The 22,693-nt window shown below is 61.7% G+C and carries 22 protein-coding genes; 14 read left to right on the top strand and 8 right to left on the bottom strand.

Going from position 1 to position 22,693, the window contains the following annotated elements; genetic code table 11:
* Positions 1 to 75 precede the first annotated feature (75 nt).
* Positions 76 to 1,218, bottom strand: coding sequence for a Do family serine endopeptidase AlgW (algW, locus tag P8H27_RS20070; protein ID WP_289639506.1), 1,143 nt, complete (start codon positions 1,216 to 1,218; stop codon positions 76 to 78).
* Between the two features lie 110 nt (positions 1,219 to 1,328).
* Here algW and P8H27_RS20075 point away from each other — a divergent pair, with 110 nt between their 5' ends.
* The 3 genes from P8H27_RS20075 to cysN all read left to right on the top strand — a co-directional run bounded on the left by P8H27_RS20075 (position 1,329) and on the right by cysN (position 5,051).
* Entirely contained in the window at positions 1,329 to 2,087 is a 759-nt protein-coding gene (locus tag P8H27_RS20075) for a Nif3-like dinuclear metal center hexameric protein (RefSeq protein ID WP_289639507.1), read from the top strand.
* 143 nt (positions 2,088 to 2,230) lie between these two features.
* Positions 2,231 to 3,148 carry a sulfate adenylyltransferase subunit CysD gene (gene cysD, locus P8H27_RS20080; protein WP_289639508.1) on the top strand — a complete coding sequence of 306 codons (918 nt, stop codon included), beginning with the start codon at positions 2,231 to 2,233 and terminating at the stop codon, positions 3,146 to 3,148.
* Position 3,149: 1 nt separating this feature from the next.
* Positions 3,150 to 5,051, top strand: coding sequence for a sulfate adenylyltransferase subunit CysN (gene cysN, locus P8H27_RS20085; protein WP_289639509.1), 1,902 nt, complete (start codon positions 3,150 to 3,152; stop codon positions 5,049 to 5,051).
* Positions 5,052 to 5,268: 217 nt separating this feature from the next.
* On the opposite strand, the gene P8H27_RS20090 is transcribed toward cysN, so the two are convergent.
* A complete protein-coding gene (locus P8H27_RS20090) occupies positions 5,269 to 5,709 on the bottom strand; it encodes a YhcB family protein (protein WP_289639510.1) in 441 nt (146 codons plus the stop codon).
* Between the two features lie 140 nt (positions 5,710 to 5,849).
* Between P8H27_RS20090 and P8H27_RS20095 the strand changes: the two genes are divergently transcribed.
* The 3 genes from P8H27_RS20095 to zapE all read left to right on the top strand — a co-directional run bounded on the left by P8H27_RS20095 (position 5,850) and on the right by zapE (position 9,228).
* Positions 5,850 to 6,479 (top strand): alpha/beta hydrolase, encoded by a 630-nt coding sequence (locus tag P8H27_RS20095; protein WP_289639511.1) that lies wholly within the window; start codon positions 5,850 to 5,852, stop codon positions 6,477 to 6,479.
* A gap of 144 nt (positions 6,480 to 6,623) precedes the next feature.
* Positions 6,624 to 7,982, top strand: a complete 1,359-nt coding sequence (locus tag P8H27_RS20100) for a tryptophan--tRNA ligase (protein ID WP_289639512.1) — start codon at positions 6,624 to 6,626, stop codon at positions 7,980 to 7,982.
* 151 nt (positions 7,983 to 8,133) lie between these two features.
* The gene (gene zapE / locus P8H27_RS20105) at positions 8,134 to 9,228 is read left to right on the top strand and encodes a cell division protein ZapE (protein WP_289639513.1); all 1,095 of its coding nucleotides are present in this window, start codon (positions 8,134 to 8,136) and stop codon (positions 9,226 to 9,228) included.
* Between the two features lie 74 nt (positions 9,229 to 9,302).
* Here zapE and P8H27_RS20110 read toward each other — a convergent pair whose 3' ends face one another.
* A complete protein-coding gene (locus tag P8H27_RS20110) occupies positions 9,303 to 10,208 on the bottom strand; it encodes a GlxA family transcriptional regulator (protein WP_289639531.1) in 906 nt (301 codons plus the stop codon).
* Positions 10,209 to 10,446: 238 nt separating this feature from the next.
* Here P8H27_RS20110 and P8H27_RS20115 point away from each other — a divergent pair, with 238 nt between their 5' ends.
* Entirely contained in the window at positions 10,447 to 11,583 is a 1,137-nt protein-coding gene (locus tag P8H27_RS20115) for an acyl-CoA dehydrogenase family protein (protein ID WP_289639515.1), read from the top strand.
* Between the two features lie 60 nt (positions 11,584 to 11,643).
* On the opposite strand, the gene P8H27_RS20120 is transcribed toward P8H27_RS20115, so the two are convergent.
* Positions 11,644 to 12,681, bottom strand: coding sequence for an NADP(H)-dependent aldo-keto reductase (locus P8H27_RS20120; protein WP_289639516.1), 1,038 nt, complete (start codon positions 12,679 to 12,681; stop codon positions 11,644 to 11,646).
* A gap of 247 nt (positions 12,682 to 12,928) precedes the next feature.
* On the opposite strand from P8H27_RS20120, the gene rplM reads away from it, so the two are divergent.
* The 7 genes from rplM (at position 12,929) to P8H27_RS20155 (ending at position 17,740) form a co-directional block, all read left to right on the top strand.
* The gene (rplM, locus tag P8H27_RS20125) at positions 12,929 to 13,357 is read left to right on the top strand and encodes a 50S ribosomal protein L13 (RefSeq protein WP_090502864.1); all 429 of its coding nucleotides are present in this window, start codon (positions 12,929 to 12,931) and stop codon (positions 13,355 to 13,357) included.
* A 14-nt stretch (positions 13,358 to 13,371) separates the two neighbouring features.
* The gene (rpsI, locus tag P8H27_RS20130) at positions 13,372 to 13,764 is read left to right on the top strand and encodes a 30S ribosomal protein S9 (protein WP_289639517.1); all 393 of its coding nucleotides are present in this window, start codon (positions 13,372 to 13,374) and stop codon (positions 13,762 to 13,764) included.
* 254 nt (positions 13,765 to 14,018) lie between these two features.
* Positions 14,019 to 14,612 carry a ubiquinol-cytochrome c reductase iron-sulfur subunit gene (gene petA / locus P8H27_RS20135; protein WP_289639519.1) on the top strand — a complete coding sequence of 198 codons (594 nt, stop codon included), beginning with the start codon at positions 14,019 to 14,021 and terminating at the stop codon, positions 14,610 to 14,612.
* Entirely contained in the window at positions 14,612 to 15,823 is a 1,212-nt protein-coding gene (locus P8H27_RS20140) for a cytochrome bc complex cytochrome b subunit (protein ID WP_289639520.1), read from the top strand. The genes petA and P8H27_RS20140 overlap by 1 nt, the downstream gene beginning before the upstream one ends.
* Complete coding sequence (locus P8H27_RS20145; RefSeq protein WP_289639521.1) at positions 15,823 to 16,602, top strand: cytochrome c1; 780 nt, start codon at positions 15,823 to 15,825, stop codon at positions 16,600 to 16,602. Before P8H27_RS20140 ends, P8H27_RS20145 begins: the two co-directional genes overlap by 1 nt.
* A 90-nt stretch (positions 16,603 to 16,692) precedes the next feature.
* Complete coding sequence (locus P8H27_RS20150; protein WP_289639522.1) at positions 16,693 to 17,310, top strand: glutathione S-transferase N-terminal domain-containing protein; 618 nt, start codon at positions 16,693 to 16,695, stop codon at positions 17,308 to 17,310.
* Positions 17,311 to 17,326: 16 nt separating this feature from the next.
* Positions 17,327 to 17,740 (top strand): ClpXP protease specificity-enhancing factor, encoded by a 414-nt coding sequence (locus tag P8H27_RS20155; RefSeq protein ID WP_289639524.1) that lies wholly within the window; start codon positions 17,327 to 17,329, stop codon positions 17,738 to 17,740.
* 149 nt (positions 17,741 to 17,889) lie between these two features.
* Here P8H27_RS20155 and P8H27_RS20160 read toward each other — a convergent pair whose 3' ends face one another.
* From P8H27_RS20160 to P8H27_RS20175, 4 genes are all read right to left on the bottom strand, one after another.
* The gene (locus tag P8H27_RS20160) at positions 17,890 to 18,186 is read right to left on the bottom strand and encodes a DUF2845 domain-containing protein (protein WP_289639525.1); all 297 of its coding nucleotides are present in this window, start codon (positions 18,184 to 18,186) and stop codon (positions 17,890 to 17,892) included.
* 56 nt (positions 18,187 to 18,242) lie between these two features.
* Positions 18,243 to 18,539 carry a DUF2845 domain-containing protein gene (locus P8H27_RS20165; protein WP_289639526.1) on the bottom strand — a complete coding sequence of 99 codons (297 nt, stop codon included), beginning with the start codon at positions 18,537 to 18,539 and terminating at the stop codon, positions 18,243 to 18,245.
* 10 nt (positions 18,540 to 18,549) lie between these two features.
* Positions 18,550 to 21,456 (bottom strand): DUF748 domain-containing protein, encoded by a 2,907-nt coding sequence (locus P8H27_RS20170; RefSeq protein ID WP_289639528.1) that lies wholly within the window; start codon positions 21,454 to 21,456, stop codon positions 18,550 to 18,552.
* Positions 21,457 to 21,558: 102 nt separating this feature from the next.
* Complete coding sequence (locus P8H27_RS20175; RefSeq protein WP_289639529.1) at positions 21,559 to 22,575, bottom strand: class I SAM-dependent rRNA methyltransferase; 1,017 nt, start codon at positions 22,573 to 22,575, stop codon at positions 21,559 to 21,561.
* Positions 22,576 to 22,693 lie beyond the last annotated feature (118 nt).

The raw sequence follows: 22,693 nt of genomic DNA on the forward strand, positions 1-22,693 counted from the left end.
CTTTGTTGATTGGTTTATGTAATAACATAACACTAATCGCGAGAAGAGTTAGCGCTTAGCTGTGAGCGGAGGCTATTAGCCTCCGTTCGCGGGTGGGCGCACGCCTATTTCGGCACTCAGGTTCTGCCGTTCGCCGTTGCGCATGATCTCGATGCGGATCTTCTCGCCGGGCTTGGTGCGGGCTACCTGGTTCATCGAGCGGCGGCCGTCGCCGGCGGCTTCGCCGTCGATATTGAGGATCAGGTCGCCAGGTTGCAGACCGGCCTTCTGCGCCGGGCCATCGCGGTAGATACCCGCAACAACGATGCCTGGCCGTCCTTCCAGGCCGAAGGATTCCGCCAGTTCCTGAGTCAGCGGCTGCACTTCGATACCCAGCCAGCCGCGAATCACCTGGCCCTGTTCGATGATCGCCTGCATCACCTCCAGCGCCAGCTTCACCGGGATGGCGAAGCCGATACCTTGCGAACCGCCGGATTTGGAGAAGATCGCGGTGTTGATGCCAACCAGGTTGCCATAGGCATCGACCAGCGCGCCGCCCGAGTTGCCAGGATTGATCGCGGCATCGGTCTGGATGAAGTCTTCGTAGGTATTGAGGCCCAGCTGGTTGCGCCCGGTGGCGCTGATGATGCCCATGGTCACCGTCTGGCCAACGCCGAAGGGATTGCCAATGGCCAGGGTGACGTCGCCGATCCTGATGTTGTCCGAGCGGCCTAGGGTGATCGAGGGTAAGTCAGGCAAATCGATTTTCAGCACCGCGAGGTCGGTTTCCGGGTCGCTGCCGATTATCCGGGCCAGGGTTTCGCGGCCGTCGCGCAAGGCCACTACGATCTGGTCGGCACCGGTGACCACATGGTTGTTGGTCAGCAGATAGCCTTCCGGGCTCATGATCACCGCCGAGCCGAGGCTGGACTCCATGCGCCGCTGTTTGGGCAGGTTGCCGCCAAAGAACTTGCGGAACTGCTCGTCCTCGAACATCGGGTGCGTCGGCTTGTTGATGAACTTGGCGGTGTAAAGGTTGACCACCGCCGGCGAGGCGGTGCTCACCGCGTCGGCATACGACACCGGGCCTTCCTGCTGGCTACCGTAGGCAGGTGCCTGGCGCAGTTGTACGTCCTGGGTGGGCAGGCCGACCCATTGTGGGTAGTACTTCATGATCAGCAGTGCCGAGAGCACGCCGACCAGCAATGGCCAGCCAAGAAAACGCAGGGCCTTGAACATCGATGAAATCCTGAGGGTTGCGGGGGGCCGGTGCGCCCCTTAAGGTGCGCCATTATAGAGGGCCGCTTGCCAATAAGGCAGCGGCCTGTAACAGCAGGAGAAGAATCCATATGGCCATTGCCTTGACCACCCTGGTGGAAGAAGCACAGCGCTACTTGAGCGCTGCGCGCATCAGCGACTACTGCCCTAATGGTTTGCAAATCGAAGGGCGGCCCCAGGTGCGGCGTATCGTCAGCGGCGTAACCGCCAGCCAGGCCTTGGTCGATGCTGCCGTCGAGGCTGAGGCCGATGTGCTGCTGGTGCACCACGGTTATTTCTGGAAGGGCGAAAACCCATGCATCACCGGGATGAAGCAGCGCCGCTTGAAAGCCCTGCTGAGCAACGAGATCAGTTTGCTGGCTTACCACTTGCCGCTTGATCTGCACCCGGAGGTCGGCAATAACGTGCAGCTGGCCGCCCAGCTCGATATTACCGTCGAAGGGCCGCTGGATCCGGACGATCCGCGCAGCGTCGGGTTGCTTGGTTCCTTGCGCGAGCCCATGAGCCCGCGCGATTTCGCCCGGCGGGTGCAGGAGGTGCTCGGCCGTGAGCCCTTGCTGGTTGAAGGCGCGGAGCTGGTTCGCCGAATCGGCTGGTGCACCGGTGGCGGCCAGGGCTATATAGACCAAGCCATCGCGGCCGGCGTTGACCTCTATCTGACCGGCGAGGCGTCCGAGCAGACCTTTCACAGCGCGCGCGAGAATGGCATCAGTTTTATTGCCGCCGGCCACCATGCCACCGAGCGCTATGGCGTGCAGGCGCTGGGCGAATACCTGGCGCGCCGGTTTGCCATCGAGCACCTGTTTATCGACTGCCCTAATCCCATCTGATGCCGCGTGGAAGGCCGGTTCAGCGGGTATAAAGCTAGATCGTTTCGATCTAGTTAGCCTCCTGATTAGAAGCGGGTGCTGTGCTAGAGTGCGCCATCGTCCACGGCCCGCCGGCCCAATTCCACTGCAAACCGTGAGTAACCATGCTCGATAAACTGACCCACCTGAAACAGCTGGAGGCGGAAAGTATCCACATCATTCGTGAAGTGGCCGCCGAATTCGACAACCCGGTAATGCTCTATTCCATCGGTAAAGACTCCGCCGTGATGCTGCACCTGGCGCGCAAGGCGTTCTTTCCCGGCAAGCTGCCGTTCCCGGTGATGCATGTCGACACCCGTTGGAAGTTTCAGGAGATGTACAGCTTCCGCGAGAAGATGGTCAACGAGTACGGCCTGGATCTGATCACCCACGTCAACCCGGATGGCGTGGCGCAGGACATGAATCCCTTCACCTACGGCAGTGCCAAGCACACCGACGTGATGAAGACCGAGGGCCTCAAACAGGCGCTGGACAAGTACGGCTTCGATGCGGCCTTCGGCGGTGCCCGGCGTGACGAGGAAAAGTCGCGGGCCAAGGAACGTGTCTACTCCTTCCGCGACGGCAAGCACCGCTGGGATCCGAAGAACCAGCGCCCCGAGCTGTGGAACGTGTACAACGGCAAGGTCAAGAAGGGCGAGTCCATTCGCGTGTTCCCGCTGTCCAACTGGACCGAGCTGGACATCTGGCAGTACATCTATCTGGAGCAGATCCCGATCGTGCCGCTGTACTTCGCCGCTGAGCGCGAAGTGATCGAGAAGAACGGCACCCTGATCATGATCGACGACGAGCGCATCCTCGAGCACCTGTCGGACGAAGAGAAGGGCCGTATCACCAAGAAGATGGTGCGCTTCCGCACCCTGGGTTGCTACCCGTTGACCGGGGCGGTGGAATCCACCGCCGCCTCCTTGCCGGAAATCATCCAGGAAATGCTCCTGACCCGCACTTCCGAACGCCAGGGCCGGGTCATCGACCACGACGCCGCAGGTTCCATGGAAGAGAAAAAACGCCAGGGGTATTTTTAACATGTCGCATCAATCCGATCTGATCAGCGAGGACATCCTCGCCTACCTGGCCCAGCACGAACGCAAGGAACTGCTGCGCTTCCTCACCTGCGGCAACGTCGACGACGGCAAGAGCACCCTGATCGGGCGTCTGCTGCACGACTCCAAGATGATCTACGAAGATCATATGGAGGCCATCACCCGCGACTCGAAGAAGTCCGGCACCACCGGCGAAGAGGTGGATCTGGCCTTGCTGGTCGACGGCCTGCAGGCCGAGCGCGAGCAGGGCATCACCATCGACGTGGCCTACCGCTACTTCAGCACCGCCAAGCGCAAATTCATCATCGCCGACACCCCCGGCCATGAGCAGTACACCCGCAACATGGCCACCGGCGCCTCGACCTGCGACCTGGCGATCATCCTGATCGACGCCCGCTACGGCGTGCAGACCCAGACCAAGCGCCACAGCTTCATCGCCAGCCTGCTGGGCATCAAGCACATAGTCGTGGCCATCAACAAGATGGATCTGAAGGACTTCGATCAGGGCGTGTTCGAGCAGATCAAGGCCGATTACCTGAAATTTGCCGAAGGTATCGCGCTGCAGCCGAGTTCGCTGCACTTCGTGCCGATGTCGGCGCTCAAGGGCGACAACGTGGTCAACAAGAGCGAGCGTTCGCCTTGGTACGACGGCCAGTCGCTGATGGAAATCCTCGAAACCGTGGAAGTGGCCGGCGATCGCAACTTCACCGATCTGCGCTTCCCGGTGCAGTACGTCAACCGCCCCAACCTGAACTTCCGCGGTTTCGCCGGCACCCTGGCCAGCGGCATCGTGCGCAAGGGCGACGAGGTGGTGGTGCTGCCGTCCGGCAAGGGCAGCAAGGTCAAGTCCATCGTCACCTATGAAGGTGAGTTGGAACACGCCGGCCCGGGCCAGGCAATCACCCTGACCCTGGAAGACGAGATCGACGTATCCCGTGGCGACATGCTGGTGCACGCCGATAACCGTCCGCAGATCAGCGACAGCTTCGACGCCATGCTGGTGTGGATGAGCGAGGAGCCGCTGCTGCCGGGCAAGAAATACGACATCAAGCGCGCCACCAGCTATGTCCCGGCGTCGATTGCCAGCATCACCCACCGGGTCGATGTGAATACCCTGGAACATGGCCCGGCGAGCAGCCTGCAGTTGAACGAGATCGGTCAGGTACGTGTCGCCCTGGACGCGCCCATCGCCCTCGATGGCTATGACTACAACCGCACCACCGGTGCCTTCATCGTCATCGATCGGCTGACCAACGGTACAGTCGGCGCCGGCATGATCATCGCCAAGCCGGTCGGTGCGCAGCACGCCGACGGCCACCACGGCAAGCTGGCCCACGTCTCCACCGAGGAGCGTGCCAGCCGTTTCGGCCAGCAGCCGGCCACCGTGCTGTTCAGCGGCCTGTCCGGCGCCGGCAAGAGCACCCTGGCCTATGCCGTGGAGCGCAAGCTGTTCGACATGGGCCGTGCGGTCTACGTGCTGGATGGGCAGAACCTGCGCCATGACCTGAACAAGGGGCTGCCGCAGGATCGCGCCGGGCGTACCGAGAACTGGCGCCGTGCCGCCCATGTCGCGCGGCAGTTCAACGAAGCCGGCCTGCTGACCCTGGCCGCGTTCGTCGCCCCGGATGCCGAAGGTCGCGAGCAGGCCAAGGCGCTGCTCGGTGCCGAGCGCTTGATCACCGTCTATGTGCAGGCTTCTCCGCAGGTCTGCGCCGAGCGCGATCCGCAGGGCTTGTATGCGGCGGCCGGGGACAATATCCCTGGCTTGTCATTCCCCTACGACGTGCCGCTGGATGCCGACCTGGTAATCGATACCCAGAGCCTGTCGTTGGAAGAGGGGGTCAAGCAGGTGTTGGCGCTGTTGCGCGAACGTGGTGCGATCTAAGGCCGGCGAATAGCCCCGCCAACAAAAAGCCCCGCTCTAAAGCGGGGCTTTTTGTTGGCTATGTCGCCGTTATGTGGCGAAGCCGATCGCCGCTTGTCGGCGCGGCTTCAGCCGCGAAGCGCGGATATATCCGGCCGACAAACCGCGCCGCCTCATGCAGTGCCTCTTTGTGAGCTCAGACGCAGTCTGCGGGAGTGTCACGCCCGCCGCTGGCCTGCTAGCGTTTGTTCTTCAGCCCATAGCTTTCATCGAGCATGCCCGGTACATCGGCGCTTTTCGGCGCATAGTCCTTGGGCATTTCCTGGGGTGCTGGCGACTTCAGGCGCTCGCGCTTTTCGCTGCCGTCATCCGCATGCAGGGTGGCGAGCAGGCGCTGGCGGGTCAATTCGTCGAGTGCCAGGCGGTTGGCCCCTTCGGACAGGTGTTGTTGCACGTCCTGATGGCTTTGGGTGAGCTTCTTCACCAGGTTGGCCGTGGTGTTGAAATGGGTTACCACTTCGCTCTGGTAGGCATCGAAGCGCTCCTGGATTTCGTCCAGCTGGCGCTGTGTGCGGCCTGGAGCGGCATTGGGGGCAAGGCGAGCAATCAGGAAGCCAATGGCAATCCCGACTACCAGGGTAATAGCGGGTAGCAACCAGGCGGTGAGCGTCTGTTCCACGAGTCCTTCCTCTCTAAACGGCTTTGCTTTACGTTAACGGCTCGAACCTGCGCTGTATACCGCAATGCGATGCCGAGATGGCTGCGGCGCAGGCTGTCAGCTAGACGAGTCGAGCCTCTCAGAGGTCACGGAGTTCACCGTTGCTCACCCGCGAAGCCCCAGTTTTTATCGACGGTCCCTGTGGCCAGTTGCAAGCCCTGTCTCTCGATGTAGCCGAAGCGCGCGGCGTTGCGCTGATCTGCCATCCCAATCCAGCGCAGGGCGGAACCATGCTCAACAAGGTCGTCTCGACCCTGCAACGCACCGCCCGCGATGCCGGCCTGGCTACTCTGCGGTTCAATTACCGGGGTGTCGGTAGCAGTGCCGGCAGCCATGACCTGGCCAGTGGTGAAGTGGATGATGCCGAAGCCGTGGCCCGTTGGCTGCGCGAGAAGTATCCGCAGCTGCCGCTGACCTTGTTGGGCTTCTCCTTCGGTGGCTTTGTCGCCGCCAGCCTGGCCGGGCGCCTGGAACAGCAGGGAATGCAGCCGGCTCACCTGTTTATGCTGGCTCCGGCGGTGCAGCGGTTGAACGCGGAAAACCCGCCCGCCAGGCATTGTCCGTTGACCCTGATCCAGCCTGAAGCGGATGAAGTGATCGAGCCGCAGACGGTTTATGCCTGGTCGGCCGGCTTGGGGCGTGCCCATGAGCTGCTGAAAGTGGCAGAATGCGGCCACTTTTTTCATGGCAAGCTGACCGATCTCAAGGATCTGCTGCTGCCGCGTCTCTGATCTGCTGCGCGTCGGCCTGGCGTCGTTAAAAACAGGCTCGGAATGCTCATTTACCCAAATAAACTCCGCTTCCTCGCCTGTTTTTGCCTAGCCAGGCTCTAGCTCGCGAGATCATAAGATGGCTCAAGTAAAGCGAACCTGAACATGACCACTCGTATCCTTACCGGCATCACTACCACCGGCACCCCGCACCTGGGCAACTACGCCGGGGCGATTCGCCCGGCCATAGTCGCCAGCCGCGCCGCGGACGCCGACTCGTTTTATTTTCTCGCCGATTACCATGCCCTGATCAAGTGCGATGACCCCGCGCGCATCCAGCGCTCGCGTCTGGAAATCGCCGCGACCTGGCTGGCCTGCGGTCTTGATGTGAGCCGGGCGACCTTCTATCGCCAGTCCGATATTCCGGAAATCCCCGAGCTGTGCTGGCTGCTCAGCTGTGTCGCCGGCAAGGGCCTGCTCAATCGCGCCCACGCCTACAAGGCCTCGGTGGACAAGAACATCGAAGTCGGTGAAGACCCGGATGCCGGCATCACCATGGGCCTGTTCAGCTACCCGGTGCTGATGGCCGCGGACATCCTGATGTTCAACGCGCACAAGGTGCCGGTCGGCCGCGACCAGATCCAGCATGTGGAGATGGCCCGCGATATCGCCCAGCGCTTCAACCACCTGTTCGGTCAGGGTCGGGAGCTGTTCACCCTGCCCGAGGCGGTGATCGAGGATGACGTGGCGACCCTGCCGGGGCTGGATGGGCGCAAGATGAGCAAGAGCTACGACAACACCATCCCGTTGTTCGGCTCGGCCCGTCAGCTCAAGGATGCGATTGCCCGTATCGTGACCGATTCCAGGTTGCCCGGCGAGGCCAAGGATCCGGACAGTTCGCACCTGTTCACCCTCTACCAGGCCTTTGCCGCACCCGCTCAGCAGGCGGATTTTCGTGCCGAATTGCTCAAGGGCCTGGCCTGGGGCGAGGCCAAGCAGCGCCTGTTCGAGTTGCTCGACGGCGAGCTGGGCGAGGCGCGCGAGCGCTATCAGGCCTTGATCGCCAAACCGGCCGACCTCGAGGACATCCTCCTCGCCGGGGCAGCCAAGGCGCGCCGCATTGCCACCCCGTTCCTCGGCGAGCTGCGCGAAGCGGTAGGGCTGCGTTCGTTCCGCGAGCAGGTCAAGGTGGCCGGCGAGGGCAAGAAGAAGGCGGCCAAGAGCGCGCGTTTCGTCAGTTTCCGCGAGCCGGATGGCCGCTTCCGCTTCCGCTTCCTGGCTGCCGACGGCGAGCAACTGCTGCTCTCGCGACCGTTCAGTGACCCCAAGGCCGCTGGCGCCATCAGTCAACGGCTGATCGCCCAGGGCGTCGATGCCCTGGAGTTGCGTGAGGACGAGGGCGATCAGTTCACCCTCTGGCTGGATGGCGAATGCCTGGCCGACAGCCCGGCCTATGCCGATCCGGAGGCGCTGGACGCCGCCATGATGCGCGTGCGCGATGCCATTGCCGGCTTGGCCGACTAGGGCTGCAGTCGATGCGGCAGTGGCTCCTGGCTGCGCCTTGAGCCGCGCCGGCAGTGGCGAGACTCGCCCCCTCGGATGCTGGCTGTCGATTGCCAAGCCGCGGGGGCGTCGCTAAAGTGACGCCCCCGTTTTACTTGCCCGGCTAACGAATATGACCCCTCTTGCGCGCTACCAGGCCGATCTCGAACGGCCCGATTTTTTCCATGATGCGGCCCAGGAAACGGCGGTGCGTCACCTGCAGCGCCTGTACGACGACCTGATCGCCGACGAACAAGGCAAGTCGGGCCTGCTCGGCAAGCTGTTCGGCAAGAAGCCGCAACAACCGGTAAAGGGTCTGTATTTTTGGGGCGGGGTCGGTCGCGGCAAGACCTATCTGGTCGATACCTTCTTCGATTCGCTGCCGTTCGAACGCAAAGTGCGAACCCACTTCCACCGTTTCATGAAGCGTGTGCACGAGGAGATGACAACGCTCAAGGGCGAGAGGAACCCGCTGGTGATCATCGGCAAGCGCTTTGCCGACGAGGCGCGGGTGATCTGCTTCGACGAGTTCTTCGTCTCCGATATCACCGATGCGATGATCCTCGCCACTCTGCTGGAAGAGTTGTTCAAGAACGGTGTCAGCCTGGTGGCGACCTCCAACATAGTGCCCGACGGCTTGTACCGGGATGGCTTGCAGCGCGCGCGCTTCCTGCCGGCCATCGCCTTGCTGAAAGAACACACCGAGATCGTCAACGTCGACAGTGGGATCGACTACCGTCTGCGCGCTCTGGAACAGGCCGAGCTGTTCCATTGGCCGCTGGATGCGGCGGCTGAAGAGAGTCTGGAGAAGAGTTTCCGCAGCCTGTTGCCTGAGCACTGCGTGGTGCAGGAAAACGAAGCGCTGATGATCGAGAACCGCAGTCTGACTGCGCGCAAGATCGGCGATGACGTGGCTTGGTTCGAGTTTCGCGAGCTGTGCGACGGCCCGCGCAGCCAGAACGACTACATCGAGCTGGGCAAGATCTTCCACGCGGTACTGTTGGCCAATGTCGAGCAGATGGACGTGCATACGGACGATATGGCCCGGCGCTTCATCAATTTGGTCGATGAGTTCTACGACCGTAACGTCAAGCTGATCATTTCCGCCGAAGTCGAGTTGAAAGACCTCTACCGCGGCGGGCGCTTGAATTTCGAGTTCCAGCGCACCCTGAGCCGGTTGCTCGAAATGCAGTCCCATGAGTTCCTGGCGCGGCCGCACAAGCCGTAAACGGCAGCTTGAAGCCAGGCTATGGGCTTCAGAGCGCGCCTGGACGGACGCACTCTGGCGCGCGTGCTGCGTCCTTACGGCTGGCTGTCTTTGTGCTGGAATTGTCGGCGATACAGGTTGGGTGACAGCTCCGTGTGCTGGCGGAACAAGCGGGCGAAGAAGCTGGCATCGTCGTAGCCCACTTCGTAACTGATGGTCTTGATGCTCTTGCGCGTGGCGCTGAGCAGGCTTCTGGCGGTTTCGATGCGTAGCCGTTGCAGGTAGTGCAGGGGCTTGTCGCCGGTGGCGGCCTGGAAGCGGCGCATGAAGTTGCGGATGCTCATGCCGTGTTCGCGGGCCACGTCTTCGAAGCGGAATTTGTCGGCGAAGTGCTCTTCCAGCCATTGCTGGATCTGCAGGATGGTCAGGTCGTGGTGCAGTTTCTGTCCGCCAAAGCCGATGCGGCCCGGGGTGTAGCTGCGCTGTACTTCGTAGAGGATGTCGCGGGCCACGCCCTGGGCCACGCTGGCGCCGCAATAGCGCTCGATCAGGTAAATGTAGAGATCGCAGGCCGAGGTCACGCCGCCGGCGCAATACAGGTTGTCGGCATCCGACAGGTGCTTCTCCTGGTTGAGCAGTACCTTGGGGAAGCGCTCGGCGAACTCCTTGAAGAAGCGCCAGTAGGTGGTCGCTTCCTTGCCGTCGAGCAGGCCTGCCTGGGCCATCCAGAACACCCCTTTGGCTTCGCCGCAAATGGCACTGCCGGCCGCGTGGCGTTCTTGTAGCCAGTCGAGTATTCGCGGGTGGCGCTGGCAGAGGGCGTCGAAGTCATCCCAGAAAGTAGGCAGGATAATCACGTCGGCGGCGTCAAGGCCGCCGTCGACCGGGATCATGACGTTGCTGAAGCTGCGTACCGGTTGGCCGTCCGGGCTGACCAGGCGAATCTCGAAGGTTTCGGTCAGGCCGAGCCCCTGCTGTTTGCCGTAACGCAGGCTGGCCATGTGGAAAAAGTCCTTGGCCTGCATCAGGGTCGAGGCAAACACCCCTTCGGTGGCAAGAATGCTGACGCGCTGCAAGGGCGCTGACTGCTGAGTGAGCATAGTTAAGGTTCTTATCAAGGCTAAGTGGTCATTGGCTGGCTGGATCGTCTTATTTTTTGGCGGTTGTGTCCAGTGCGACCAAGCGTTTGCTTGGCTAAAGTCGAGGTCTCTTCAATTCGCTTCGCTGCAAGGTGCCGCCATGATCCCCAGAACCCTGTTCAGCTCCGACCACGAGCTTTTCCGCGACAGCGTGCGCAAGTTTCTCGAGCAGGAGGCCGTGCCCTTTCATGCGCAGTGGGAAAAGGATGGGCATATCGACCGCCGGCTGTGGAACAAGGCCGGCGAGGCAGGGATGCTTTGCTCGCATATGCCGGAAGAGTACGGCGGCATGGCGGCGGACTTCCTCTACAGCGCGGTGGTGATCGAGGAAATTGGCCGCCTGGGCCTGACCGGGATCGGCTTCTCCCTACATTCCGACATAGTCGCTCCCTACATCCTGCATTACGGCTCCGAGGCGCTGAAGCACAAGTACCTGCCCAGGCTGGTGTCCGGCGAGATGGTCAGCGCCATTGCGATGACCGAGCCGGGCGCCGGCTCCGATCTGCAGGGGGTGAAGACCACCGCGGTGCTGGACGGCGACGAGTACGTGATCAACGGCTCCAAGACCTTCATCACCAACGGTTACCTGGCCGACCTGGTCATCGTGGTGGCCAAGACCGACCCCAAGGCCGGCGCCAAGGGCACCAGTCTGTTCCTGGTCGAGGCGGATACGCCGGGCTTCTCCAGGGGCAAACGCCTGGAGAAGGTCGGCATGAAGGCGCAGGACACCTCCGAGTTGTTCTTTCAGGACGTGCGCGTGCCCAGGGAAAACCTGCTCGGCCAGGCCGGTATGGGCTTCGCCTACCTGATGCAGGAGCTGCCCCAGGAGCGCCTGACCGTCGGCATCGGCGCCCTGGCTTCGGCCGAGGCCGCGTTGCAATGGACTCTGGATTACACCCGCGAGCGCAAGGCGTTCGGCAAGGCCGTTGCGGACTTCCAGAACACCCGCTTCAAGCTGGCCGAGATGGCCACCGAGATCCAGGTGGGACGGGTGTTCGTCGATCGCTGTCTGGAGCTGCACCTGCAAGGCAAGCTGGATGTGCCGACCGCGGCCATGCTCAAGTACTGGGGCACCGACCTGCAGTGCCGGGTACTCGATGAGTGTGTGCAGCTGCACGGCGGTTACGGTTACATGTGGGAGTACCCGGTGGCTCGGGCCTGGGCCGATGCCCGGGTGCAGCGCATCTATGCCGGTACCAACGAGATCATGAAGGAAATCATTGCGCGCTCTTTGTGAGCCATCGTCAGCATGCAAGCCCGGCAGTTGCCGGGCTTGCATGGGCGAGGGGGCGAGGCGTCAGGGCGCGGGGTTGGGTTGCGCCTTATGGATGGCCTCGATGCTGGCCAGGATCTCGTCGCTCAGCTTCAGCGCGCTGCTCGCCAGATTGCTTTGCAGCTGCTCCAGGGTGGTGGCGCCGATGATGTTGCTGGTCACGAACGGTTGGTTGGTGACGAAGGCCAGGGCCATCTGTGCGGGGTCCAGGCCATGCTCGCGCGCCAGGGCGACATAGCGCGAGCAGGCCGACTCCGATTGTGGGTTGGTGTAGCGGGTAAAGCGGCTGAACAGGCTGAGCCGGGCATTGGTCGGGCGTGCGCCGCCTTCGTACTTGCCGGAAAGCATGCCGAAGGCCAGTGGCGAGTAAGCCAGCAGGCCGCACTGCTCGCGCAGGGCGACTTCCGCCAGGCCGACCTCGAAGCTGCGGTTGAGCAGGTTGTAGGGGTTCTGGATCGACGCCGCACGCGGCCAGTCGCGGCTCTCTGCCAGTTGCATGAACTTCATGGTGCCCCAGGGTGTTTCGTTGGACAGGCCGATATGGCGGATCTTGCCGGCCTTGACCTGCTCGTCGAGCGCTTCCAGGGTTTCCTCCAGTGCGGTGAACTCGCTGTCCCGATGGCGATAGCCAAGCTGGCCGAAGAAGTTGGTCGGGCGTTCCGGCCAGTGCAGTTGATAGAGGTCGATCCAGTCGGTGTGCAGGCGTCGCAGGCTGGCGTCCAGTGCGGCGACCAGGTGTTTCCGGTTGAATTTCAGGTTGCCGCCACGGATGTAGTCGATGCCGTTGCCGGGACCGGCGATCTTGCTCGCCAGTACCCAGTCGGCGCGATCGCCGTGCTGCTTGAAGTAATCGCCGATGATCTGTTCGGTCTTGCTATAGGTCTCGGCGCGCGGCGGCACCGGGTACATCTCGGCGGTGTCGAGGAAATTGACCCCGCAGGCTTTGCTGCGCTCGATCTGGGCGAACGCCTCGCGGGCGCTGTTTTGTTCGCCCCAGGTCATGCTGCCCAGGCCGATGGCGCTGACGCTTAGGTCCGTGCGGCCTAACTGGCGATAATCCATTTGCGTTCCTTTATGCAAAACAACCATACAAGCAGGTTGAATTTATTTGTGCAATCGGCATAATTGCGCACCTCTTTCTGCAGTGGAAGTGATGCGCCGCCTGCCGAAGAATCTTGCCGTATTACGGACGCGCTGACCCGAGCCCCCGATAGCGCCTGTTTTCGGCTGCCTTTGACTTGTCAAAGTACGCACTATTCAGTAAGATCCGCCGTCTTATTTATCAGGGCGGCCCCTGAGGCTATAAAGAATGAAAACTTTTACTGCTAAACCGGAAACAGTAAAGCGTGACTGGTTTGTCGTCGACGCTGCGGGTCAGACCCTGGGTCGTCTGGCTACTGAAATCGCCAGCCGTCTGCGTGGCAAGCACAAGCCTGAGTACACTCCGCACGTTGACACTGGCGATTACATCGTCGTGATCAATGCCGAGCAGGTACGTGTGACTGGTGCCAAGACCACCGACAAAATGTACTACTCTCACTCCGGTTTTCCGGGCGGCATCAAGTCGATCAGCTTTGACAAGTTGATCGCCAAGGCGCCTGAACGTGTGATCGAGACCGCGGTTAAAGGCATGCTGCCGAAGAACCCGCTGGGTCGCGACATGTACCGTAAGCTGAAAGTGTATGCGGGCGCTGCTCACCCCCACACTGCTCAGCAGCCCCAAGAACTGAAGATTTAACGGAATAGTTCATTATGTCGGCGACTCAAAATTACGGCACTGGCCGTCGCAAGACTGCAACCGCTCGCGTTTTCCTGCGTGCCGGTACTGGCAAAATCTCCATCAACAACCGTACTCTCGACGGTTTCTTCGGTCGCGAAACTGCCCGCATGGTAGTTCGTCAGCCGCTGGAACTGGTTGAGATGACCGAGAAGTTCGATATCTATGTCACCGTTATCGGCGGCGGTGTGAGTGGTCAGGCTGGCGCGATTCGCCACGGCATCACTCGTGCGCTGATGGACTACGACGAATCGCTGCGTCCTGCTCTGCGCAAGGCTGGCTTCGTGACTCGTGACGCGCGTGAAGTTGAGCGTAAGAAGGTTGGTCTGCGTAAAGCGCGTAAGCGTCCGCAGTACTCCAAGCGTTAATTCGCTACCTGCGTTCAAAAGCGCCCGGTTTCCTTTTGGAGCTGGGCGTTTTTTTTGCGCGGCCGGTTGCCCTGTGACGCCATGCCGCAGTCGTGCGCGCCGCGGTCTGCAGGGGGTTGAGTCGTTTCTGAGAAGGTAATTATCTTGTCAGAAAAGGGGCTTTTCTTTACCATTTGGCGGATTTTTTGCGCGACTCGATTTTTACCTAGTAGAGGCCTGAACAACAGGCCACAAAGCTGATGGGAGACGACTGAATGAGCAATGACGGCGTGAATGCAGGCCGGCGTCGCTTCTTGGTGGCGGCCACCTCTGTGGTGGGTGCTGCTGGAGCGGTGGGTGCCGCGGTCCCGTTCGTGGGGTCATGGTTCCCGAGCGCTAAGGCGAAAGCTGCCGGTGCACCTGTGAAGGTGAACGTTGGCAAAATCGAGCCAGGCCAGCAAATGGTTGCCGAATGGCGGGGGCAGCCGGTGTTTATCGTGCGCCGTACCGAGGAAATTCTCAGCAACCTGACCAAGCTCGAGCCGCAACTGGCTGATATCGAATCTCAGGCATCCGAGCAGCCGAGTTATGTCGATCCGAAAACCCGTTCGATCAAGCCGGAGCTGTTGTTGCTGGTCGGGCTGTGCACTCACCTGGGTTGCGCGCCGTCCTTCCGTCCGGAAGTGGCGCCTGCCGATCTCGGCTCTGAGTGGGTGGGCGGGTATTTCTGCCCTTGCCACGGTTCTCGCTATGACCTCGCTGGCCGGGTCTACAAAGCGCAGCCTGCGCCCTTGAACCTGCCGGTGCCACCGCACACGTACGAGTCGGATGATGTGATCGTCATCGGTGTGGATCAGGAGCAAGCATGATGAGTAAGTTCATGGAATGGGTAGATGCGCGCTTCCCGGCGACCAAGATGTGGGAAGACCATCTGAGCAAGTATTACGCGCCGAAGAACTTCAACTTCTTCTACTTTTTCGGCTCCCTGGCGCTGCTGGTGCTGGTCAACCAAATCGTCACCGGTGTCTGGTTGACCATGAGCTACACGCCCTCGGCGGAAGAGGCATTCGCCTCGGTCGAGTACATCATGCGCGACGTCGAGTACGGCTGGATCCTGCGTTACCTGCACGCCACCGGTGCTTCGGCATTCTTCATCGTGGTCTACCTGCACATGCTCCGCGGTCTGCTCTACGGCTCTTACCAGAAGCCGCGCGAGCTGGTGTGGATCTTCGGCATGCTGATCTACCTGATGCTGATGGCAGAAGCCTTCATGGGCTACCTGCTGCCGTGGGGGCAGATGTCCTACTGGGGCGCCCAGGTGATCATCTCGCTGTTCGGTGCCATCCCGGTGATCGGCGCCGACCTGACCCAGTGGATCCGTGGTGACTACCTGATTTCCGGAATCACCCTCAACCGCTTCTTCGCCCTGCACGTGGTCGCGCTGCCGATCGTGATTCTCGGCCTGGTCGTTCTGCACATCCTGGCGTTGCACGAAGTCGGTTCGAACAACCCCGATGGCGTCGAGATCAAGAAGAAGAAAGATGCCAACGGCATCCCACTGGATGGCATTCCTTTCCATCCGTACTACACCGTGAAAGATATCGTCGGCGTGGTGGTGTTCCTGTTCATCTTCTGCTTCATAGTGTTCTTCTTCCCGGAAATGGGCGGCTACTTCCTCGAGAAGCCCAACTTCGAAGAGGCCAACGCGTTGAAGACGCCGGCGCACATCGCGCCTGTCTGGTACTTCACCCCGTTCTACGCGATCTTGCGCGCTATCCCTGACAAGCTGATGGGGGTCATCGCCATGGGTGGCGCCATTGCGGTGCTGTTCGTGCTGCCGTGGCTGGATCGTAGCCCGGTCAAGTCGATGCGTTACAAGGGTTGGCTGAGCAAGGGCTGGTTGCTGGTTTTCTGCGTGTCCTTCGTGATTCTGGGCGTGCTGGGCGTGCTGGCGCCGACTCCGGGGCGCACCCTGCTGGCGCAAATCTGTACTGCACTGTATTTCGCTTACTTCATCCTGATGCCGTTCTATACCAGGATGGAGAAGACTAAACCGGTTCCGGAAAGGGTGACGGGCTGATGAAGAAGCTATTTGCTGCGTTTGTTATTGCTGCGATGCCAGTCTTCGCCTTTGCTAGTGAAGCGGGCGTGCATCTGGACGAAGTCGAGATCGACCTGACCGACAAGGCGGCCATGCAGGACGGCGCGCGGACGTTCGCCAACTATTGCATGGGCTGCCATAGTGCCAAGTTCCAGCGCTATGAGCGGGTGGCCGACGATCTGGGCATTCCGCATGAATTGATGCTGGAGAACCTGGTGTTCAATGGCGCCAAGATCGGCGATCACATGAAGATCGGCATGCAGGCGGAAGACGCCAAGGTCTGGTTCGGCGCTGCGCCTCCGGATCTGACTCTGGTCGCTCGTGTGCGCGGCACCGACTGGCTGTATACCTACCTGCGCACTTTCTACGATGATCCGACCCGCCCGCTGGGCGCCAATAACAAGGTGTTCCCGAACGTCGGCATGCCGAACGTGCTGGTGGCGCTACAGGGACGTCAGTACATCGGTTGCAAGCAGGTTCAGGTGGTCGAGGGTGACAAGAAGCAATTCGACCCACTGACGGGTACGCCAATCACTCATGAGGCTTGCGATCAGTTGGCCATCGAGCCCAAAAGCGGTGCCCTGAGCGAGGAAGAGTTCGATACCAAGATCAAGAATCTGGTGACCTTCCTGGCTTATTCGGCTAACCCGGTGAAGTTGGAGAGCCAGCGTATCGGTACCTATGTGTTGCTTTATCTGGCGTTCTTCTTCGTCTTCGCCTACCTGCTCAAGCGTGAGTACTGGAAGGACGTGCACTAATCGGCTGTTGCTGCAAGGTTGTCCTGCGCGCCCCTTTGGGCGCGCAGTTTTTTCTGCTTCTAATAACCTAAATAAGCGAGGAGGATCGCCATGGGCGTGACCAATCGGTTGGCCTGCTACTCCGACCCCGCCGACCACTATTCCCACCGCGTACGTATCGTGCTCGCCGAGAAGGGTGTCAGCGCCGAGATCATCAGTGTCGAGAAAGGGCGTTGTCCACCCAGCCTGCTGGAGGTCAACCCTTACGCGAGCTTACCCACCCTGGTCGACCGCGATTTGGCGTTATACGAGTCGACAGTGGTGATGGAGTATCTGGATGAGCGCTATCCGCATCCGCCGTTGTTGCCGGTTTATCCGGTGGCGCGGGCGAATAGCCGCCTGTTGATTCACCGCATTCAGCGAGATTGGTGTGCCCAGGTCGATCTGATCCTGGACTCGCGCAGCAAGGAGCCGGCTCGCGTGCAGGCGCGCAAAGAGTTGCGCGAGAGCCTCACCGGGGTTTCGCCGTTGTTCGCCGACAAGCCGTTTTTTCTCAGTGATGAGTTGAGTTTGGTGGATTGTTGTTTGCTGCCACTTCTCTGGCGTTTGCCGGTGTTGGGTATCGAGCTGGCCAAGCCGGCCAAGCCGTTGCTCGATTATATGGATCGCCAGTTCGCCCGCGAGACCTTCCAGGTCAGTCTTTCCGCTGTTGAGCGCGATATGCGCTAAAGCCGAGGAGGTTTTAATGAACTCCAGCCGTCCCTATCTGGTTCGTGCGCTCTACGAATGGATCGTCGACAACGACTGCACCCCGCATTTGTTGGTCAATGCCGAGTATGCCGGTGTGCAAGTGCCGCCCGGTTTCGCCAGTGATGGGCAGATTGTGCTTAATGTCTCGCCTAGCGCCGTGCGCCATCTGCACATGGATAACGAGGCGGTGAGCTTCGAGGGCCGTTTCGGCGGGGCGCCGCACAGCCTGTATGTGCCGGCCGCGGCCATACTGGCCATCTATGCGCGGGAGAATGGCCAGGGCATGGTCTTCGACCTGGAGCCGCCGGTGCCGGATGATGAAGATGTCGATGGCCCGGATGACCAGGGCCCGCCGGATGGCGAACCGCCGCGTCCGAGTGGGCGGCCCAGCCTGAAGGTGGTCAAGTGATGCCCCGCCTCAAGCTGCAAGCCATAAGCCTCAAGTAGAAAACCGGGTGTCTATGGCACCCTGTTTTTTTGCGTGTGCCCGGCCGGATCAAGGCGCGTCGGGGCCATTTGACCGCCGCTGATCGGGATGTGGTCGGGACTGTGGCGTATTCAGTTGCCGCGTTTGCTGTCGATTTTGCGCAGCCGGTTACCCTCGAAACGCAGGAAATGGTACATGCCGTTGCGCGGGCCGTAGCTCCATTCCTCCACCGCCACTTCGTTGCGAAAGCCGTAGCTATCGATTATTTCGCGGTAGCCGAGAAAGTCACGGCTCTGCGGCTCGCCGCATTTGTCGAGCACTTCGCTGCTGGTGTCGTCGGTGCTGATCAAGGCGCTGCCGCAACGCCAGGTCGCGGCCTGGACGCTGCCGGTCAGAAGAATGAGTAGGGCAATGGCAAGAACTTTCACGAGGCTAACCGGTTGGACAAGGCTATGCCTCAGGCTACCGCGCGGGCATGCGTTTGTCAGCGATCGCGTCGCCTTTCGATGCGCGTCAGGCGGTTACCCTCGAAGGTCAGGATGGTGAGCATGCCGTTGCTGGGGCCGTAGACCCATTCCTCGATCTTGAACTCGCGCCTTTGGTAAGCGCCGAGGCTGTAGCCAACCAGGTCGCGAAAAGTCGGCTCGCCGCATTTCTGTTCCACCTCGAAGGCGCGGTCGCCGACGCTGACCAGTTGGCTGCCGCAGCGCAGGGTTTCGGCCTGGGCTGCCGGGGCGCCCCCGAGGAGCAGGGCCAGACTGATGTGTTTGAGCGTGATCATCGCTTAGGCCTTATTCGCTATCGAGGTGCAGCGCCGTAGCCACTCGGCCGTCCGCTTGTGCCTGGCCGAGGTCGACATCCAGCAGGTAGACGCGTTCGTCGGCCAGACCGCCCCGCTCGACCAGGTAATCCTTGATGCTGGAGGCGCGGGCCTGGGCCAGTTGGCGTTGCAGCAATTGGCTTTTGCCCCAGTACTGGAGGACGGCATTGCGTAGATTGGCGGCCCGCTGCTGCTTGTCCAGTTCTTTCCACTCGGCGGGTGGCTGCTGTTTCAGGCGGCGGCGGTAGATACCTTCGAGCAGCGGATCTTTTTCGTCTTCCGGAACCGCGAGCTGGCTGGGCTCGGCGGGGACTGCCGCGCCGCGCCGCTGAAGGATTTGGTAGTAGGTGTTCTGGTACTCGTGCTCCAGGCGCTGCTCTGCCAGTAGCGGGCCGTCGCTGCTTTGCGCGCTGCTGCCTTCGACTTCCAGGCGTAGTGCCGGGCGCTCCTTCAGGGCACTGGCGAGCAGGCCGAGGGCGGTTTGGGCGCTGCTGTCGAGCTCGCTGCTGCCAGGGTCGAAGTGCACCGTGCTCAAGTCCATCTCCGCGCCGCCGCTGACCAGTCCGCCGATAAACTTGAACGGCGCCTGGGCGGCGCGCAACACCAGGTTGCGCAGGGTCTGCCAAACGATCGGCATCACGCTGAATTGCGGGTTGTTGAGGTCGCCCTGCACCGGCAGGCTGAGGGCGATCTTGCCGTCGCTATCCTTGAGCAGGGCGACCGCCAGGCGGATCGGTAAATCGACCGCGTTGGGGCTGTCGACTCTTTCACCGAGCTGCAGTTGTTCGACCACCACGCTGTTGTCGGCATTCAGCTTGCCCTGGCTAATGCGGTAATGCAGATCCAGATTGAGCCGGCCCTTGCGGATGCGGTAGCCGGCGAATTTGCCGGAGTAGGGGGTCAGGGTGGTCAGTTCGACCTGTTTGAACTGGGTGACGATGTCCAGGCTGTCCAGCGGGTCGAAGGGGTTCAGGCTGCCCTTGATGCTGACCGGTGCGTAACGGTCGATCTTGCCGACGATATCCACGTTGGCCGGCGCCGGCGTGCGGCTGTCGAGGCTGCCGATGCGGCCATTGAGTTGCTGGATGGCGGTGGCGAAGTTGGGGGTCAGGCTGAAGTCGGCGAAGTTGGCCGAGCCGTCGGTGAGGCTCACCGCGCCGATATGGATGGCCAGTGGCTTGCTGGCGGACTCGGACTCGGCTTTGGCGGCAGGGGCGGCGGACTCCGGAGTGCTGGCCGGCGGGACGATCACCAGGTCGCTGGCGTTGGTGGTCAGGTCTTCGTTGACGATAAAGCGCGCATAGGGCCGGCTGAGCTGCACTTGATCGATATTCAGGCTGTCGCCGTGCTGGTAGTTGAGGCCGAGCAGGTCGAGTTGCTGCCAGCGCACGAAGTCGCGCTCCTTGAGGGTGTCGAGGGTATGCAACTGGTTGATCTGGGCCTTGCCGCTAACGCTGAAGGCCAGCGGCTCGGTGCCGCTCAGGGCGAGATCCAGGTCGCTGTCGAGCTGGCCACTGCGTAATTCGATCCGCACGAAGGGGCTGAGGTAGGCTTGAGCCACGCGCAGGTCGATCGCGCGGGTGACGACTTTCAGGCTGGCCGTGGCCGGGTTCAGCTGCGCCTGCCCCTCGGCTTGCAGCTGGCCTTGTTTGCCCAGGCCGGTATTCAGCTTGAGCGTGAAGGGCGAGGTTCCGAGGCTGTCGAAGTTCTGCAGGTCGAGATCCAGTGGGCCCAGTTCGAGCGCGACAGCCTGCTCGGGCACGCGGTCGGCCAGGTGCACCTGATAGTTACGCAGTTGCACATCGCGCAGCAGCACTTGCCAAGGCTTTCCCTGCGCCGCGGCTGTGCGCTTGGGCTGCGCGGTGTCTGGCGCCGTGCTGGCGAACAGTTTCTGCCAGTCCAGTTGGCCGTCGGCTTCACGGGCGGCCCAGGTTTCCAGTTGCTGGCTGCGTAACTGGCCGACCAGCAGCTGTTGCTTGAGCAGATCCAGGCTGGTGTCGCTGACTTCCAGCTTGGCCAGTTTGACCAGTGGCCGGCCGTCCGGCGAGTTGATGGCGAACGGGGCGAGTTTGCCCCGAGTGTTGTGCAGCAACAGTTGCGTGCTAGTGGCCAGGTTCAGGCTGTAGTCGGTGGCCAGGTCGATCACCCCCTCTTGCAGCACCAGGGGCACGGCATCGCGCACATAGGGCCAGACACTCTTGAGTTGCCCGTCGCTGACCTTAAAGCTGCCGCTGGAGCTGATCGGCGCCAGGCTGATCTGCCCGCTCCAGTCGATCCGCCCGCCCCTGGGGCCGGTGGCGACCAGGGTCATCTCGGCAGTGTCGTCGGCCAGGGTGCTGAGGTTGTGCAGTTCGACGTTGAGGTCGTCGTAGACAAGTTCGATGGCTTCGCTCGGGCGCAGATCCTGGAAGTGCAGGTTGCCGCCGGCCAGCTTGATGTAGGCGATGCGCAGCGGCACAGGCGCGCTGGGCGGCTCTTCGCTGACCGGCTCGGCACTGGCTGGCAAGCTGAACAGCTGGGTCAGGTTGAGGGTTCCGTCCTTGGCAAACCGCAACTGGGTATGCGGCTTGTCCAGCTCGACAGCGCTCAGGTGCAGAACGCCACGCCACAGGCTATCGAGTTGCAGGTTGGCATAGAGGCGCTCGAAGGCCACCTGTTCCTGGCCGGGTGCGCCGATGCGCAAGCCCCAGAGGCTGGCTTCCAGGCTGAAGGGGTTGAGTTGCAAGCGCTCCAGTCTGGCGGGCACGTTGCTGTATTGGGCGAGTTGCTGGTTGGCGATGCGCAGACCGATGCCGGGCAGGATCAGAAAGCCCAGCAGGCTGTAGAGGGCAATGGCAATCAGCAGGGCGCCGCTGGCGCGCTTTATTCCTTTAAGCATAAAAACGTCATCTATCCCGACGAGAAATGCTTTGGAGTATGGCACGCGCGCACAGTTCCCGATGTAAGGCGGGCGGTGTTTTCTGTGCGGGCTCGGCCGGACTTAGAACTGCAGGATCAGGGTTTTCAGCGGCGGTTGGCCGTCACGTGAAGGAAAGTCCGGCGCTGGCGCCAGCACCTGGCACTCGCGCACCGGCCGACCCAGCTTTTCGGCGCAACGCAGCACCTGGGCGCGCCAGTCGCTGAGGGCGACCTTGGCCAGGTTGTTGCAGCAGATCAGCACGCCGTTCGCGGCGGTGGCGAGGATCGCCGGCTTGAGCAGGCTCTGGTAGTCGCGTAGCAGGTCGACGGTGCCGAAGGCGCTCTTGGCCCAGGCTGGCGGATCGAGGAAGACCAGATCGAACTGGCGTTGCGGCAGGCGCGGGTAGTCGGGCAGCGTGTGCCCGCGCCGTGCGCTGATCGGCAACCCGGCCAACTGGCGAATCGCCGGAAAATAGTCGGATTGGATGAACTGCATGGCCACCAGTTCGGGGTTGAGTGCGGCATTTTCGCGACCGACCGCCAGGTTGCCCTCGGCAAAATCCAGGTTGACCACTTCGCGGGCGCCGCCGGCTGCCGCGCTGAGGCCGACGCCGCAGGTGTAGGCGAACAGGTTGAGCACGGATTTGCCGGCGCTGTGCGCCTTGATCCAGCCGCGGGCGTTGCGCAGATCGAGAAACAGCAGCGGATCCTGTCCGGCATGACGCCCACGCACGCGATAGTTGAGACCCCACTCGTGGCCGAGCAGATCCGCCAGAGCCTCGGGCTGGGCCTGGTAGATCGGGTCGCTGCGATCGATCCGCGAGTTGCCCTGGGAGCGGTCGTTGTAGACCAGCAACAGCGATGTATCGAGAGCCTGGTCGCATTGTTCGGCCAGTTGCAACAACTCGTCATGACCGAGGCTCTGGTGAAAGCTTTGCACCAATAACTGCGGGCCATAGCGGTCGAGGGTCAGGCCGCCGGCACCTTCCTGGCTGCCGTGGAACAGCCGGTAACAGTCGGTGCCTTGCCGGTGCAGTTCCGCGAGCAAGGGCTGGCGGTGGGTGAGGGCGGCGCGCAGCGCCTGTTCGAGAGAAAGCATGCGCAACGACTCGGAAAAAGGAGGGGCGCAGTTTATCAAGAAAAACGCCGGCCCCCGTTAATCCCGGGGACGGCGTTTTGTATAGCGCTGGGCTGGGGCGCTATCAGATCCGTTCGAT

This window comes from Pseudomonas sp. sp1636 (genome assembly GCF_030376615.1).
Taxonomy (GTDB): domain Bacteria; phylum Pseudomonadota; class Gammaproteobacteria; order Pseudomonadales; family Pseudomonadaceae; genus Aquipseudomonas.